Here is a 14,427-nt window from a genome sequence, read left to right as displayed (position 1 = left end):
ATAAAAACCTCGCCCCTGAAATGATGCGTCGCATCAAACCTTCCCCATAGTTATCCACAGGCTTGAGCGCACTCGAACTGGTTTCGGTCGCCGTGGCGACCCCGCTTTACAGGCTCTTTGATTACCTGGCGCCTGCGGCGATGCATGCCCGCCTCCAGCCCGGAGTACGTGTGCGCGTGCCGTTCGGCAAACGCACGGTCGTGGGCGTGGTGGTTGAGCCACCGCGCAGCAGTTCTCCGGGTGACTTCAAATACCGTCCGCCACTGGCGCTGCTGGACGAGACACCACTACTGTCTGCGGACCTGCTCGAACTGCTGCGCTGGGCCGCGCAGTACTATCAGTATCCACTGGGCCGCGTGATCGAGGCTGCGCTACCCGGCCCCTTGCGCCGCGGCAACGCGGCTCGGGATTCGAGCCCCGTCTGGGTTCGTCTCAGTGTAGCCGGCACCACGGCCAAACCACCGTCGCGCGCCCATCGTTTGCTCGGCCTGCTCGACGAACTGGCGCAGGGGCCACGCCCTGACGATGCCCTGGACAGCGGCACACTGCGCAAGGCCCGCGACAAGGGCTGGATCGAAGACTGTCATGCACCACCGGCCGCGTCCGGCATCGCCGCCGACGCGCCGCAACCCAGCGCTGCGCAATGCGATGTGCTGCGCGAACTGCGCGCGGCGCGGGGGTTCACGGTCAGCCTGCTCGAAGGCGTCACCGGCAGCGGCAAGACCGAAATCTATCTGCAAGTCGCGGCGGACGCCCTGAGCCGGAGCCAACAGGCGCTGATTCTGGCGCCCGAAATCGGGCTCACGCCGCAACTGGTGAGCCGCTTTGAGGCGCGCTTTCCGGGACGGGTCGCCCCGTTTCATTCCGGCATGAGCGAATCGCAGCGCGCACAGTCCTGGCTGGCAGCGCGCGACGGCCGCGCCGATATCGTCATCGGTACGCGCTCCGCAGTGTTCGTCCCGTTCAGGCAACTCGGCATCGTGGTGGTGGACGAGGAACATGACGCTTCGTACAAACAACAGGAAGGCTTCCGCTACTCGGCGCGGGACACTGCGGTATTTCGCGCGCAACAGTGGAAGGCCCCGGTGATCCTCGGCAGCGCCACGCCGTCGCTGGAAACCCTGGCCAACGGCCGCGCCGGGCGCTACCGGCATCTGCGCCTGCCACAGCGCGTGCATCGGACCGCGCCGCCGCGCATCGATCTGGTGGACGCGCGTGGTCAGGCGATGAGCCATGGCCTGACGTCGAGCCTGCTGGCCACCACCGAAAAGCATCTATCCGCCGGCGGGCAGGTGCTGCTGTTCATCAACCGGCGCGGTTTCGCGCCGGCACTGCTGTGCCGGGAATGCGGCTGGGTCGCACCGTGCAAGCGCTGCGATGCGCGCATGACGCTGCACCGCTCGCGTTCCCGGCTGATCTGCCACCACTGCGGCTACGAAACCGTGGTGCCGCAACAGTGCGGCAAGTGCCAGGCGCATGCGCTGGCGCCGGTCGGCCAGGGCACCGAACGCGTCGAAGACGCGCTGCGCGAACGATTCCCGAACCATCGCGTGGAACGCTTCGATTCAGACCGCGTGCGTCGCGCCGGAGAGCTGGAACGCCTGCTGCGCGACGTCGCCAGCGGCGACATCCACATTCTGGTCGGCACCCAGATGCTGGCCAAGGGGCACGATTTCGCCGGCCTGAGCATGGTCGGCATCGTCAGCGTGGATCAGGCCCTGTTCGGCGTGGACTTTCGTGCGCTGGAACGCATGGGCCAGTTGGTGGTGCAGGTCGCGGGCCGCGCCGGACGCGGCACCGAAGCCGGTGAGGTCTTGCTGCAGACGCATGAGCCGCAGCATCCCAAGCTGCGCACCCTGGTCGAGCACGGCTACGGCGCATTCGCCGACGAACTGCTGGCCGAACGGGTCGGCAGCGGTCTGCCGCCGGCTTCGCATCTGGCGCTGTTGCGGGCCGAGTCGCTGGACGCGGCCGCCGCGATGCGATTCCTGCACGATGCCAAAGCCGGCCTCAAGGCTCAGGCGGGCGCACGCCGGGGCGTCGCCGCACTGGGGCCAGTGGCCGCGCCGATGGAACGGCGCGCCGGCCGCTGGCGCGCCCAGCTGCTGCTGCAGGCCGAAAAGCGTGCCCCCTTGCAGCGCGCGTTGTCGGCCTGGGTGCCCGGCCTGGGCGATCTGCCATCCGCACGCAAGGTGCGCTGGTCGATCGATGTCGATCCGGTGGACCTGTATTGAACCTCGGCTCGCGGCCGTTACGGCGCACGGGTAAACTTCGCGCCCAGCTTTCCCGGGCGTGACCCGCCCGCTCTCCCGTTCCGATGAAACAACAACTGCAAGCCCTGTTCCGGCAGGCGATCGAAAGCCTGATCGCGGACCTCGGCGTGGACACCCCGCCGCCCGAAACCGTCCAGATCGACGAGGCCAAGGATCCGAAGTTCGGCGACTTCGCCTGCAATCTGGCGATGATCATGGCCAAGCCGCTGCGCATGCCACCGCGCAAGCTCGCCCAGGCGCTGGTCGAGAAGCTGCCGGATTCCGCACTGGTGGACCGCATCGAGATCGCCGGCCCGGGCTTCATCAACGTGTTCGTGACGGCTGCGGCGCAGCAGCAGATCGTCCCGACGATCTTTGCGCAGGGCGAGGACTACGGCCATGACCGCTCCGGCACGCGCGGCAGCATCCTCGTGGAGTTCGTCTCGGCCAACCCGACCGGGCCGATGCATGTCGGTCACGGCCGCCAGGCCGCCTACGGCGACGCACTGGCCAATATCCTCGCCGCCGCCGGCTGGACCGTGCAGCGCGAGTACTACATCAATGACGCCGGCCGCCAGGTCGATGTGCTGGCCGTGTCGGTGTGGGTACGCACGCTCAATTGCAGCGGCCGGCTGCCGGCGCCGCTGGCGATCCCGTCGCGCGGCTACCCGGCCGACTACGTCGAACAGGTCGCCGAACGCCTGCTCGCCACCGGCAACGAGCAGTGGCTGCCGGCCGCACTGGACGTGTCCGACCTGCCGCCGGACGACGCCAGCGACAAGGCCCAGGCCGAACGGCATCTCGACGCCTGGATCCGCAAGGCCAAGGCGACGCTGGGCGAATCCGCCTATGCCGAGCTGCGCGACTATGCGATCCGCGACCAGCTCGCCCATATCCACCAGACCCTGGACCGCTTCGGTGTGCGCTACGACCGCTGGTATTCGGAGCGGATGCTGGTCGAGTCCGGCGCCGCGGCGAAGGCACTGGACTCGCTGCGCGATTCCGGCCACGTCTACGAGCAGGACGGCGCGCTGTGGTTCGCCACCGAGAAATTTGGCGATGAAAAGGATCGCGTGTTGATCAAGGCCGACGGCGCCGCGACCTATTTCGCCAACGACCTCGCCTACCACGTCGACAAGCTGGCGCGCGGCCACAAGACCCTGCTGGACGTATGGGGTGCCGATCATCACGGCTACATCGCGCGCGTGCGCGCCGCGATCAAGGCGCTGACCGGACGTGACGATGCGCTCAATGTGCAGCTGATCCAGTTCGTCACGCTGTCGTCCGGGCGCATGGGCAAGCGCAGCGGCAACTTCGTCACCTTCGAGGAACTGATCCGCGAAGTCGGCGTGGACGCCACGCGCTTCTTCTACCTGATGCGCTCCAACGAACAGCATCTGGAATTCGATCTGGAGCTGGCCCGTTCGCAGAGCAACGACAACCCGGTCTACTACGTGCAGTACGCGCACGCGCGGATTCGTTCGGTGTTCCGCCAGGCCGCCGAACGCGGCATCGAATGGAACCGCGAGCAGGCCCTGGGCAAGCTCGAACGGCTCACGGAAACGCACGAAAAAGCCCTGCTGGCAGCGCTCGCGCGCTACCCCGAGGTGGTGAACAACTGCGCGCTCAATTCGGCGCCGCACACGCTCACGCACTATCTGCGGGATACCGCCGACGCCCTGCACAGCTATTACAACGCACACGCATTTCTGGTCGACGACGCCGATCTGCGTGATGCGCGGCTGGCGCTGGTGGACGCCACCGGCCAGGTGCTGCGCAATGGCCTGGGCCTGATCGGCGTGGCCGCGCCGGAGAAAATGTAGTGCCGCGCGACTACGCTCCGAGAAACCGCAACCAGAAGCGCCCCGCCAAACGCAGCCACGCGCGGGGCAAGCAGGGATTGCCCGGTTGGCTATGGATGGTCGTCGGTCTGTCGATCGGGCTGGTGGTGGCCGCGATCGTCTACATCGGCCGCCCGACCGGTGAACCAGCGGCTCCGCCGGTGATCCGCACCGAAGCCAGGGCCGCGGCGCCGGCCAGCACGGCGCGCAGCCAATCGCCGCCCCTGCCCCCCAAGGAAAAGCCGCGCTTTTCGTTCTACGAATTGCTGCCGAGCTATGAGGTGGTCGTTCCCGAAGCCACCGACAAGACCGTCGGCGGAAAGCCCGGCGCGGTCCCCGTGGTGCCGCCCGGGCAGTACGTGATCCAGGTCGGCGCGTTCCGCTCATCGGGCGAGGCCGAATCGCAAAAGGCCAAACTGGCTCTGCTGGGGATCGAATCCCGCGTGGAATCGGTGACGATCGACAACCGCGACACCTGGTATCGCGTGCGTGTGGGACCGATCGACGACCCGAAGAAGGTCCAGGCTACCGTGCAGACGCTCAACGTGCATGAGTTCGAGAGCCTGCTGATGCGCGTCAAGAGCTGAGCCTTCCCGCCAGCAAGGCGGCGGTTTGCCAGCCCACAATCAGCTGCGCATTCTTGTGCCAGCCCTTTTCAATCCGGACACCACGCACCGATGAAACTCGCCACCATGGTCGGCACCGCCCTGCTTGCCCTGTCCGCCCCGATCCAGGCCGAGGTCCATCGCGTCGAAATCGGCAGCGTGGTGCTCGAAGACGTCCCGCCGATTCCCGAGACTCTGGCCGAGCAGACCAACCGCTACCAGCAGTCGCGCTCCGCTTCGTTTCAGGGCTGGCTCGCCGATGGCAGCATCCTGATCAGCACGCGTTTCGGTGAAACCACCCAGGTGCACCACGTGCAGCGGCCGATGGCGGCACGCGAACAGCTCACCTTCTATGCCGAGCCGGTCGGGGGCGTCAGCATCGCGCCCAAGGGCAAGGGCTTCATCTTCAGCAAGGACGTCGGCGGCGGTGAGTCCTACCAGCTCTACTGGTACGAGCTTGGCAGCGGCGACACACGCCTGCTCACCGACGGTCAGTCTCGCAACAGCGGCGGTCTCTGGTCGAATGCCGGCGATCGTTACGCGTACTCCACCACGCAGCGCAATGGCAGCGATACCGACATCCATTTCAGTGCGCTCGGCGCACCGAAAAGCACGCCGCTGGTCGAGGACCAGGGTGCCTGGTATGCCTTGGACTGGTCGCCGGACGATCGGCAATTGCTGGTGATGCGCTATCGTTCGATCAGCGACAGCGAAGTCTGGATCGCCGACACCGTGACCGGCGAGCGCACGCCGTTTCGCCCGAGCGAAATGCCGGTCGCCTACGGCAATGCCCGCTTTTCGCGTGATGGCAAGGGCATCTACTACAGCAGCGACGAAGGCAGCGAATTCCTGACGCTGCGCTACGATGATCTCGAAACCGGAGAGACCACGCCGATCAGTGCCGCGATTCCCTGGGATATCGAGGAGTTCGCACTGTCCGACGACGGCCGCTACCTCGCCTTCACGGTCAATGCCGACGGCAGTGATGATCTTTATCTGCAGGACCTGCGCGTCAACGGCATGGTGCCGGTTCCGGATCTGCCGCTGGGCCTGGTGCGCAATCTCGAGTTCAGCCCCGACGGAAACTCGCTGGGCTTCCTGCTCAACAATGCCCGTACCCCCAGCGACGTCTATTCCTTCGAGGTCGGACAAAGCCGCCTGAGCCGCTGGACCCGCTCCGAGACCGGCGGACTCGATGCTGGCGAATTCATCCTGCCGACCCTGGTGCGCTATCCCACGTTCGACAAGCTCGACGGCCGTACCCGCAGCATCCCGGCGTTTTACTACGCGCCGAAGACTCCGGGCCCGCATCCGGTACTGATCAGCATTCACGGCGGCCCCGAATCCCAGGCACTGCCGAGCTACAACCCGATGATCCAGTTCTACCTGCGCGAACTCGGCATCGCCGTGCTGGTACCGAACGTGCGCGGTTCGGCCGGCTACGGCAAGAACTACCTCGCGCTCGACAACGGCAGGAAACGCGAGGACTCGGTCAAGGACATCGGCGCCCTGCTCGACTGGATCGAGACCCAACCGCAGCTCGACGCCCAGCGCGTGGCGCTGATCGGTGGTTCCTACGGCGGCTACATGGTGCTGGCGGGCATGACGCACTACAACGACCGTCTGCGCGCCGGAATCGACATCGTCGGCATCAGCAACTTCGTGACCTTCCTTGAAAATACCAAGGACTACCGCCGCGACCTGCGCCGTGCCGAATATGGCGACGAGTCCGACCCGGCCATGCGCGAATTTCTGCAGAAAATCTCGCCGACCGAGAATGCCGGCAACATCACCAAGCCACTGTTCATCGCGCAAGGTGCCAACGACCCGCGGGTGCCCCGGTCCGAAGCCGAGCAGATGGCCGAAACCATCCGCGGTAATGGCGGCAAGGTGTGGACCCTGCTGGCCCGCGACGAAGGCCACGGCTTCAAGAAAAAATCGAACCGGGACCTTTATCAGAACGCCGTCGTATTGTTCCTGCAGCAGCATCTGCTGGGCGACGGGCCGGAATCGGCTGGCGATGCAGCGGCGCCCGTCGAGACCAGCGAGTCCGGCGACCCGCCCTGATGTTCGAAGGCTCGCTGTGGCTGTTTCCAGACACCGCATTGGCTGCCTGGCTGCAATCCCGCATCGATACACTGTGCGCCCGCTTTGGTACGCCCCGGTTTCGTGCGCATCTGACGCTGCTGGGCGGCATCGGCCCGATCGACGAGGCCGACGCCGAGATCGGTACGCGCGAACTCGCCCCGCGCTTGCCGCCGCTGTTGCTGGAACCCACGGGGCTTCACGGCTATGACGAGTACTTCCGCACCCTGGTGCTGGACGTGGTCGACACGCCCGCCCTGTGCGAGGCGCGGCGTCTGGCCGCAGCCCGCTTCGGTGTACCCAATCCAGCATTCAAACCCCATCTGAGCCTGATCTATGGCGGAATCACGCCAGCCATGGCGACGGAACTCGCGTCCTCGCTGTCGACGCCATGGGCACCGGAGGCCATGGCAACGGCGCTCGCCACCAGCACCGCGCGCGGCGGCGTGCCGGTGCCTGCCTGGATCACCGGCACCGAAACAGGGCTGCGCCGGGGTTGATTCGGTGCCGGTTCATCGCCGGGCAACCCGCCCCGGCCGAGACTCCGTAGAGGAATTTCGTCGAAACATAAGGACGGTGCGAGATGAATGCGATCGCGAGACGCGGCATGTCAGCGACACTACTATTGTTGCTTGCAATGGCGGGACCGGTGGGAGCGGCCGATCCGGCGGCCGCGAGCGACGCCGAACGCGAACGCTCGCAAGGCTATGCCCTGCTCCATGAAACCCTGACCCTGGCCAAGCGCCTGCCGCTGCTGAGCTACGTCAAGTTCGAGTCCGACCCGCTGGACGAGTTGCTGACACGTGTCGGCAACGACGCCGGCACCATGCTGGAAGAACTGGATCAATACGCCGCGTCACACCCGCAGATCGACCTGGAACACGCCGGGCTGCCTGAAGTCGAACAGCAGCGCCGCGAACTGACGGCCAAGGCGATCAGCAAGGATCTGCTGAGGCGCAGTGGCACCCCGTTCGAAGTGCTCTACCTGATCGCGATGGCGGACGTGCTGAACCAGTCCCGCCATATTCTTGCGGCACTGGAAACGCGTGCCGCCGATCCAGCCGGCCAGGAGCTGGCGGGCCGACAGCGACAACGCCTTGAAGCGGACTACCAGGACGTGAGCCAGCTGTTGGAAACCTACTTCAAATAAGCCTCCCGGCACGGGGCTCGCGGCCCGAAGTTTGCGTGCGATATCGGCCTTCGGGCACGACGCCCGTCCGAATGGGGAGCAAGAATGAAGACGCGTGCCGCCTGCGCGGGCATGATGCTCGCGCTGACTGTATTGCCGGCCGTCGCCGCCAGCGACAGCCAGCAGTTTCTGAGCAAGCGCTGTTCCACGCTGATGCCCAGCGAGGCTGAAATTTCCGTGATCGACAGCCGGATCGACAAATTCCTGGCCAAACGCGGCGCGCGCAGCCAGGTCGGCATGCGTGTCCCCGGCTCGGTCACGGTGCCGGTTTACGTGCACGTCATCAACAGCGGCAGCACGCTCGCGCAGGGCAATGTGCCGCAATCGATGATCGACACGCAGATCTCGGTGCTCAACGACGCCTACGCCGGCACCCCGTTCGTGTTCACGCTGGCGGCCGTTGACCGCACCACCAATGTCGTCTGGTACGGCATGTCACCCGGCAGTTCGGCCGAAGCCGCCGCCAAGAGCGCCTTGCACGCCGGCGGACCGGACGCGCTCAATCTCTATACCGCCAATCCCGGTGGGGGCCTGCTCGGCTGGGCCACCTTCCCCTGGAACTACAGCTCATCACCGGAAATGGATGGGGTTGTCGTGCTGTATTCCTCGCTGCCGGGCGGCAGCGCCGTCCCCTACGATCTGGGCGACACCGGCACGCACGAGATCGGTCACTGGATTGGGCTCTACCACACCTTCCAGGGTGGCTGCGCCGTGCCAAACGACCGCGTCGGCGATACGCCGGCCGAACGCTCGCCGGCCTATGGCTGCCCGATCGGCCGCAATTCCTGCCTGGCCTACCCGGGCGACGATCCAGTCACCAATTTCATGGATTACGTCGACGACGCCTGCATGGACACGTTCACGGCGGACCAGGGCTCGCGCATGGACACGGTCCACGCCATGTTCCGGGAACCCTGAGCGGCGTTCCAAACCCGGCGACGGACTGACCCGGGGCTGACGGAAGCCACCACGTCTAGACCGGAACCCGCGCAGCGGGAATCCGGAATCCATGTACGGCCACCGCAGGCCGCGTGAATTCCGGATCGAGCCAGCGGCCTGCCCGGAATGACGCTGTCGACGTCGGATGCGACGCTCATCGCCCCTGACGAGAACAACAAGGGCCGGCATGAAGCCGGCCCTTGTTGTCGCTTGCATTGGCCGTGGGCCGCTAGGCCCAGGCTCGTGTCCGGCTCAGGGCATGGATGCGCACAGGGTGTAGCTACCCGAGCCGCTGTAACTATAGACACGCCAGCGATAGGTTCCCGAGGACTGACTGGTGTCGATCGCCTCGCTGGAGGTGTAGCCCAGCGAACTTGCCACGTTGCGCCAGGAACCGTTGCTGCGCTTCTGCTGCAGGTAGAGGTCGAAATCGGCCGAGGACGGGCCTGACAGCGCAGCCAGGAACGTGCCGCTGGCGGCATAAACACCGGAAGTGTCCGGCGCATAGGCCGAACTGCCGCTACCGGAGAGGCTGCCGCTGTATTCGGTATAACCGGCGTCGCAGGCGCCGCTGCCGCCACCGCCGCCACCAAGCGTCCAGCTGGCCTCCAAGTTCAGGCCGGAGTAGCTGCTGTAGCCGACGACCGAGGCATACCACGTCCCGGCGGCGGGGCTGCCGAAGCTGCAGCTTTCGTTGTTGCCGTTCAGATAGGGCCGGCAATCGTAGCTGGAGCTGGTCGGCGCCGAACCATAGCGGACGTAGAGATCGGCATCGCCGCTGCCGCCGCTGATCGCGACCACCAAATTGCTGGCGCCGGACGGGATATCGATCGTGAACGTCTGGGTCTCGCCGCTGGCGCCGGCCAGCCCGCTCACCGGTACGCCGTTCTCCAGTTCGCTGCCGGTCGGTGGCGGATCCTCGCCGCCACCGCCGCCCGAAGCTGCCGCGACTGCCGCCGCCGCGTCGATGATGCCGACGCCGCAGCTTGAGCAGGTGGCCGGAAAGGCGCGTGCCGTGGAGCTCAGCGTCGACTCGACCTCGGTCGGCGTGATCGTCGGGTCCACCGCGTAGAGCAGCGCGGCCAGACCGGCGACATGCGGCGTCGCCATCGAGGTGCCCTGATAGTAGGCGTAGGCATCGCTGCCCGGTGTGGTGGTGCCGCTATTGAGCGTCGACAGAATGCCGTCGGCGCTGCTGGAACTCATATCGCCCCCAGGGGCGGCGATGTCGACGATGCTGCCGTAATTGGAATAATACGCGCGCCCACCGCTCGGGCCGACCGCCGCCACAGCGACCACGCCGCTGCAATTGGCGGGGCTGCTGTTGCTGGCATTGGTGTTCTCATTGCCGGCCGCCACGATCACGGTGGTGCCATTGGCACGCGCCGTGTTGATCGCCGACTGCGTGGTGGAACCGCAGGAGCCGCCGCCGCCGAGCGACATGTTGATGACCTGCGCGGGGTAAGCGTTGGACGGCACGCCTGAAACGCTGCCGCCCGAGGCCCAGATGATGGCGTCGGCGATATCCGAGGTATAGCCACCGCAGGTGCCGAGCACGCGTAGCGGCAACACCTTGGCTTGGTAGGCGATACCGGCGACGCCGGTACTGTTGTTGGTGACCGCGGCGATCGTCCCGGATACGTGCGTGCCGTGCCAACTGCTGTCATAGGCGCCGCTGCCGGCGCCGCACTCGCCGGCTGTGGTCCAGTCACCAGGATCCTTGGCATCCGAATCGCGGCCGTCACCGTCATTTGAAACCGAGGTGTCACTGATGAAATCGTAGCCGCCAACGATATTGGCGGCCAGGTCAGCGTGCGGGCGGTAGCCGGTGTCGATCACCGCCACCACCACCCCGGAGCCGGCCGTGGTGTCCCAGGCCGGCTCCACGTTCATGCCTCCGCCGGAGGCGCCATAGAGACTCCATTGCTCGGAATAACGCGAATCATTGGGCGTCATCAGCGGATGCATCAGACGGTCCTGCTCGGCGTAGGCCACGCCCGGCAGGCGCGCCAGCGCGGCGGCCAGGCGGGCCATCGCCTGGTCGTCGACTCGCTGGCCGATCAGCGCCAGCACCTGAGCGCCGGTCGCGATCTCGCGCAGCGGCCGCAAACTCACCCCGTAGTTGGCCGCAGCCAGCGTCAGCGCGGCTGGAACGGCTCGTTCATTGTCAGGCTCCAGTCTCAATTTGCTGTTGAACTTGACGATGATGCGTTGCTGCGGACCATCCGCCGCAGCATGCGCCGCCGGCATCAGACACCAACCCAGAACTACGAGAAACATGACACCGAACACGCGTCCCGCGTGCGATGAGATCCCTGTCATTTTTGACTCCGCTTGATTACTTGATTATTGGAAGGGCAATGGCACGCCGACACCGGCGCCCAGCACATGCTCCGTATTGCGGATCGCAGCGTGGCCCGTGCGCAAGCTAGGGAATACCCTGGGTCACGGAGAAAATGCCCACCCGCATCGGGTCCAAGTCCGTAAGCGGTTGATCAGTATGGCAGTGGTCGCAGGACATCCTCGGGAAAACCCCGGGTTCGAAACGCGTGCGAAAGCGACGCCAGACCGTGCCGCGAGCTATCCTTGCTTGCATGAACACACGCATGCGCATCGGCGAACTGGCGGAGCGAAGTGGCCTCAGCCAGCGCACGATCCGTTACTACGAACAACTGGGTCTGCTTGAACCCATGCCGCGCCGCGGCGCCGCATACCGTTACTACGACGATTCCGCCCTCAAGCGTCTCGACAAGATCGCTGCGCTCAAAGGCTTGGGCCTGTCGCTGGACGAGATTGCCGAGGTCGCCGCGTACTACTTCGTCTCCGACCCGAAGGCCGTCGTCAGCGGCAAGCGTCGCGTACTCGACATTCTCGAAACCCATCTCGCCGAAGCCGACGCCCGCATCCACTCGTTGAAGGAAACGCGTCAGCAGATCGTCGGCAACATCGAACGCATTCGCGAATTTCTCGCACAGCGCTGAACCGGCACTTGACGCGATCGCCGCCAGCCCATAATCTCCAGTTGACGTTAAGTTTATATTTCGGGTTCACCGCCCGCACTGACCCTCGGTCAATGCGCCACGCGCTTCGGATCCGCACCGGTCTGGCACGCGCTTTTCACAGTGACGTCGGGCCCGGTGAGCGAAGCCAGACCGAAAAGCTCGACGCGAGTCCTCGCACACGCCGCGACGCCTCGGCCGATTGGCGCCCAAGTGATCCAAACCCGGCATTCAGTCAGCCCCGCACCGTAAGGAGCAAGCCATGAAATTTCGTACCCTTGGGCCGAATGGTCCTGTCGTTTCCGCCATCGGCCTTGGCTGCATGGGGATGAGCGATTTCTACTCCGGCCGCGACGACGTCGAATCGATGGCGACGCTCCGGCATGCATTGGATATCGGCATCAACTTCCTAGACACCGCGGACGCCTACGGCCCGCATCTCAACGAGGAACTGGTCGGACGCGCCATCGCCGGCCGTCGCGATTCTGTGTTCCTGGCCACCAAGTTCGGCATCGTGCGCGAGCCGGAAAATCCGCAGGCGCGTGGCATCAACGGCCACCCGGACTACGTGACTGCCAGCGCACACGCCAGTCTGCGGCGTCTGGGCGCGGACCATATCGACCTGTACTACCAGCATCGTGTCGACGCTGATGTGCCGATCGAGGACACGGTGGGTGCAATGGCCGAGCTGGTGCGGCAGGGCAAGCTGCGCTACCTCGGTCTGTCCGAGGCCTCAGCCACCACGATCCGGCGCGCGCACGCCGTTCACCCGATCACCGCCGTACAGAGTGAATATTCGCTGTGGACGCGCGATCCCGAAGGCAACGGTGTGTTCGAAACCTGCCGCGAACTCGGTATCGGCTTCGTGCCCTATAGCCCTCTGGGTCGTGGTTTTCTCAGTGGCGCCTATGGTTCACCCGAGGATTTCGGCGACGACGACTACCGCAAGCACAGCCCGCGTTTCCAGGGCGAGAACTTCGCCCGCAATCTGGAACTGGTCGCGGCGGTGCAGCGCGTCGCCGAAGAGCTCGGTGCCACGGCCTCGCAGGTAGCGCTGGCCTGGGTCTTGGCACGCGACGAAAGTCTGGTGCCAATTCCTGGCACCAAGCGTCGGCACTATCTCGACGAGAACGCCGGGGCTGTCGATCTGGACCTGCCCGAAACGAAAATCGCCGAACTCGATGCGATCTTTCCACCAGGTGCAGCGGCCGGCGATCGCTATCAGGCCACGATGATGCAATTGCTCAACGGCTGACCGTCACACTTCATCAGGGAATGTCGAAATGAATGTCGGATTGATCGGGCTCGACGATATGGGTGCCGCCATCGCGCGGCGCCTGCTACAGGCTGGCCATGCGGTATGGGTGTGGGATGCGTCGCATAGCGCCGTCGAAGCGATGTTGGCCTGCGCTATGTCGCGGCGAGCCTGATCGCCAGTCCGCCGATGGCCGCCGAAGGTTTACTCGAGATCTTCGCCGCGGGCAGTCGCGCCGATCTGCGGGGCGCCGAAGCCGCGCTCGAGGTTCTGGCAACGCGCGTCCACTATCTCGGCACGGCGCCCGAACAGGCGATGCTGGCGAAGATCACCGCACAGTTCGTCCGTGCCTGCGCAATCGAGACCGTGCGTGAAGTCGAGCACTTGGCGCGGGCCTCGGGTCTGTCCGCCGAATCGCTGTTCGTCAGCTTCCAGCGGAACCTGGATCTGCCTCCAGCCGATACAACAACGCAGACGCAGCAGCACGAATGGGTGGTGGAGGCGGCGCGGCGCAACGGCATCGCGCTGCCGTTTGCCGAAACCCTGCGGGCGCTGCATGCAGCGGCCGGACGTGTGACCATTGGGCTCCTTGCTTCAAAGGCGCGTCGCGCAAGGCCGCCTGATGCTCGCTCCGGCGAACCGGCAATGCACAGCCAGTGGGCGTACCGGCACCGAAATAGACCGTTGACGCGCCCAAGCCGTCGGAAACCGCCCGGAAGCCCATCAAGCAGGTAATTTGCCCGCACTTTTTGCTGGCTTGAAATTTGCTCGCTCCACCGATTGCGACGCGCCGTAGCGTCGTAAAGCCAAGCCAATGAAGGCACGTATCGGCTAATCCGCAGGGATTTCGCCGGGCGTGCCTTTTTTTATTTGCTCACGATCGGGAGACTCACGATATGGATATCCGCAAAATGCTGCTGGTCTCGGCGTTCACCGTCGCCACCATCCCCGCTTTCGCACAGGAAAAGTACGGCACGATGGGGCCGCCGGAATCGAACGCGAATTTCGCGAACACCTCGACGTCTACGCTCGACAAGAACGGCGACGGCGCCATCGAAAAGTCGGAATTGTCGGCAAGTTCGCAGCTCTACAATCGCTTCGAAACACGTGATGCCAACGGCGACGGCAAGCTCACCAAGGATGAATACTGGATGCCGTAGTTCCGCATCGTGGTCGCATCGACACGCCGTCCGTCATTACGCGCGGCGTGTTTTTTCCCGCAATTGGCGTCGCATGGATGCCGGATCGAAGTTGTGCCTCGT

General features: G+C 65.3%; 13 protein-coding genes. 12 read left to right on the top strand and 1 reads right to left on the bottom strand.

The window, feature by feature from the left end:
* Positions 1 to 62 precede the first annotated feature (62 nt).
* The 7 genes from RM530_RS16645 to RM530_RS16615 all read left to right on the top strand — a co-directional run bounded on the left by RM530_RS16645 (position 63) and on the right by RM530_RS16615 (position 8,890).
* On the top strand, positions 63 to 2,234 hold the full coding sequence (locus RM530_RS16645) for a primosomal protein N' (RefSeq protein WP_311366386.1): 2,172 nt from the start codon (positions 63 to 65) through the stop codon (positions 2,232 to 2,234).
* A gap of 83 nt (positions 2,235 to 2,317) precedes the next feature.
* On the top strand, positions 2,318 to 4,075 hold the full coding sequence (argS, locus tag RM530_RS16640) for an arginine--tRNA ligase (protein ID WP_311366385.1): 1,758 nt from the start codon (positions 2,318 to 2,320) through the stop codon (positions 4,073 to 4,075).
* A complete protein-coding gene (locus tag RM530_RS16635; RefSeq protein WP_311366384.1) occupies positions 4,075 to 4,680 on the top strand; it encodes an SPOR domain-containing protein in 606 nt (201 codons plus the stop codon). Before argS ends, RM530_RS16635 begins: the two co-directional genes overlap by 1 nt.
* Before the next feature lie 90 nt (positions 4,681 to 4,770).
* Positions 4,771 to 6,765, top strand: coding sequence for a S9 family peptidase (locus RM530_RS16630; RefSeq protein ID WP_311366383.1), 1,995 nt, complete (start codon positions 4,771 to 4,773; stop codon positions 6,763 to 6,765).
* The gene (locus RM530_RS16625; RefSeq protein ID WP_311366382.1) at positions 6,765 to 7,283 is read left to right on the top strand and encodes a hypothetical protein; all 519 of its coding nucleotides are present in this window, start codon (positions 6,765 to 6,767) and stop codon (positions 7,281 to 7,283) included. The genes RM530_RS16630 and RM530_RS16625 overlap by 1 nt, the downstream gene beginning before the upstream one ends.
* A gap of 107 nt (positions 7,284 to 7,390) precedes the next feature.
* Complete coding sequence (locus RM530_RS16620) at positions 7,391 to 7,933, top strand: hypothetical protein (protein WP_311366381.1); 543 nt, start codon at positions 7,391 to 7,393, stop codon at positions 7,931 to 7,933.
* Positions 7,934 to 8,017: 84 nt separating this feature from the next.
* Positions 8,018 to 8,890, top strand: a complete 873-nt coding sequence (locus RM530_RS16615; RefSeq protein ID WP_311366380.1) for a zinc metalloprotease — start codon at positions 8,018 to 8,020, stop codon at positions 8,888 to 8,890.
* 273 nt (positions 8,891 to 9,163) lie between these two features.
* On the opposite strand, the gene RM530_RS16610 is transcribed toward RM530_RS16615, so the two are convergent.
* A complete protein-coding gene (locus RM530_RS16610; RefSeq protein WP_311366379.1) occupies positions 9,164 to 11,233 on the bottom strand; it encodes a S8 family peptidase in 2,070 nt (689 codons plus the stop codon).
* Between the two features lie 284 nt (positions 11,234 to 11,517).
* Here RM530_RS16610 and RM530_RS16605 point away from each other — a divergent pair, with 284 nt between their 5' ends.
* The 5 genes from RM530_RS16605 to RM530_RS16590 all read left to right on the top strand — a co-directional run bounded on the left by RM530_RS16605 (position 11,518) and on the right by RM530_RS16590 (position 14,325).
* Entirely contained in the window at positions 11,518 to 11,892 is a 375-nt protein-coding gene (locus RM530_RS16605) for a MerR family transcriptional regulator (RefSeq protein WP_311366378.1), read from the top strand.
* A gap of 280 nt (positions 11,893 to 12,172) precedes the next feature.
* Entirely contained in the window at positions 12,173 to 13,165 is a 993-nt protein-coding gene (locus tag RM530_RS16600) for an aldo/keto reductase (RefSeq protein ID WP_311366377.1), read from the top strand.
* A gap of 28 nt (positions 13,166 to 13,193) precedes the next feature.
* Positions 13,194 to 13,340, top strand: coding sequence for an NAD(P)-binding domain-containing protein (locus RM530_RS18825; protein WP_349256267.1), 147 nt, complete (start codon positions 13,194 to 13,196; stop codon positions 13,338 to 13,340).
* Positions 13,341 to 13,354: 14 nt separating this feature from the next.
* On the top strand, positions 13,355 to 13,900 hold the full coding sequence (locus RM530_RS16595; protein WP_311366376.1) for a hypothetical protein: 546 nt from the start codon (positions 13,355 to 13,357) through the stop codon (positions 13,898 to 13,900).
* A 161-nt stretch (positions 13,901 to 14,061) separates the two neighbouring features.
* Complete coding sequence (locus RM530_RS16590) at positions 14,062 to 14,325, top strand: EF-hand domain-containing protein (RefSeq protein WP_311366375.1); 264 nt, start codon at positions 14,062 to 14,064, stop codon at positions 14,323 to 14,325.
* The last annotated feature ends 102 nt before the right edge of the window (positions 14,326 to 14,427 follow it).

Origin of the sequence: Banduia mediterranea (assembly GCF_031846245.1) — a bacterium.
In the GTDB taxonomy this organism is placed as follows: domain Bacteria; phylum Pseudomonadota; class Gammaproteobacteria; order Nevskiales; family Nevskiaceae; genus Banduia; species Banduia mediterranea.
This window is presented reverse-complemented; position numbering and strand designations above follow the sequence as displayed.

Coding starts and splice junctions, on each gene's coding strand:
- argS (WP_311366385.1), top strand. CDS start 2,318: ATGAAACAACAACTGCAAGCCCTGTTCCGGCAGGCGATCGAAAGCCTG.
- RM530_RS16630 (WP_311366383.1), top strand. CDS start 4,771: ATGAAACTCGCCACCATGGTCGGCACCGCCCTGCTTGCCCTGTCCGCC.
- RM530_RS16625 (WP_311366382.1), top strand. CDS start 6,765: ATGTTCGAAGGCTCGCTGTGGCTGTTTCCAGACACCGCATTGGCTGCC.
- RM530_RS16620 (WP_311366381.1), top strand. CDS start 7,391: ATGTCAGCGACACTACTATTGTTGCTTGCAATGGCGGGACCGGTGGGA.
- RM530_RS16615 (WP_311366380.1), top strand. CDS start 8,018: ATGAAGACGCGTGCCGCCTGCGCGGGCATGATGCTCGCGCTGACTGTA.
- RM530_RS16610 (WP_311366379.1), bottom strand. CDS start 11,233: ATGACAGGGATCTCATCGCACGCGGGACGCGTGTTCGGTGTCATGTTT.
- RM530_RS16605 (WP_311366378.1), top strand. CDS start 11,518: ATGCGCATCGGCGAACTGGCGGAGCGAAGTGGCCTCAGCCAGCGCACG.
- RM530_RS16600 (WP_311366377.1), top strand. CDS start 12,173: ATGAAATTTCGTACCCTTGGGCCGAATGGTCCTGTCGTTTCCGCCATC.
- RM530_RS18825 (WP_349256267.1), top strand. CDS start 13,194: ATGAATGTCGGATTGATCGGGCTCGACGATATGGGTGCCGCCATCGCG.
- RM530_RS16595 (WP_311366376.1), top strand. CDS start 13,355: ATGGCCGCCGAAGGTTTACTCGAGATCTTCGCCGCGGGCAGTCGCGCC.
- RM530_RS16590 (WP_311366375.1), top strand. CDS start 14,062: ATGGATATCCGCAAAATGCTGCTGGTCTCGGCGTTCACCGTCGCCACC.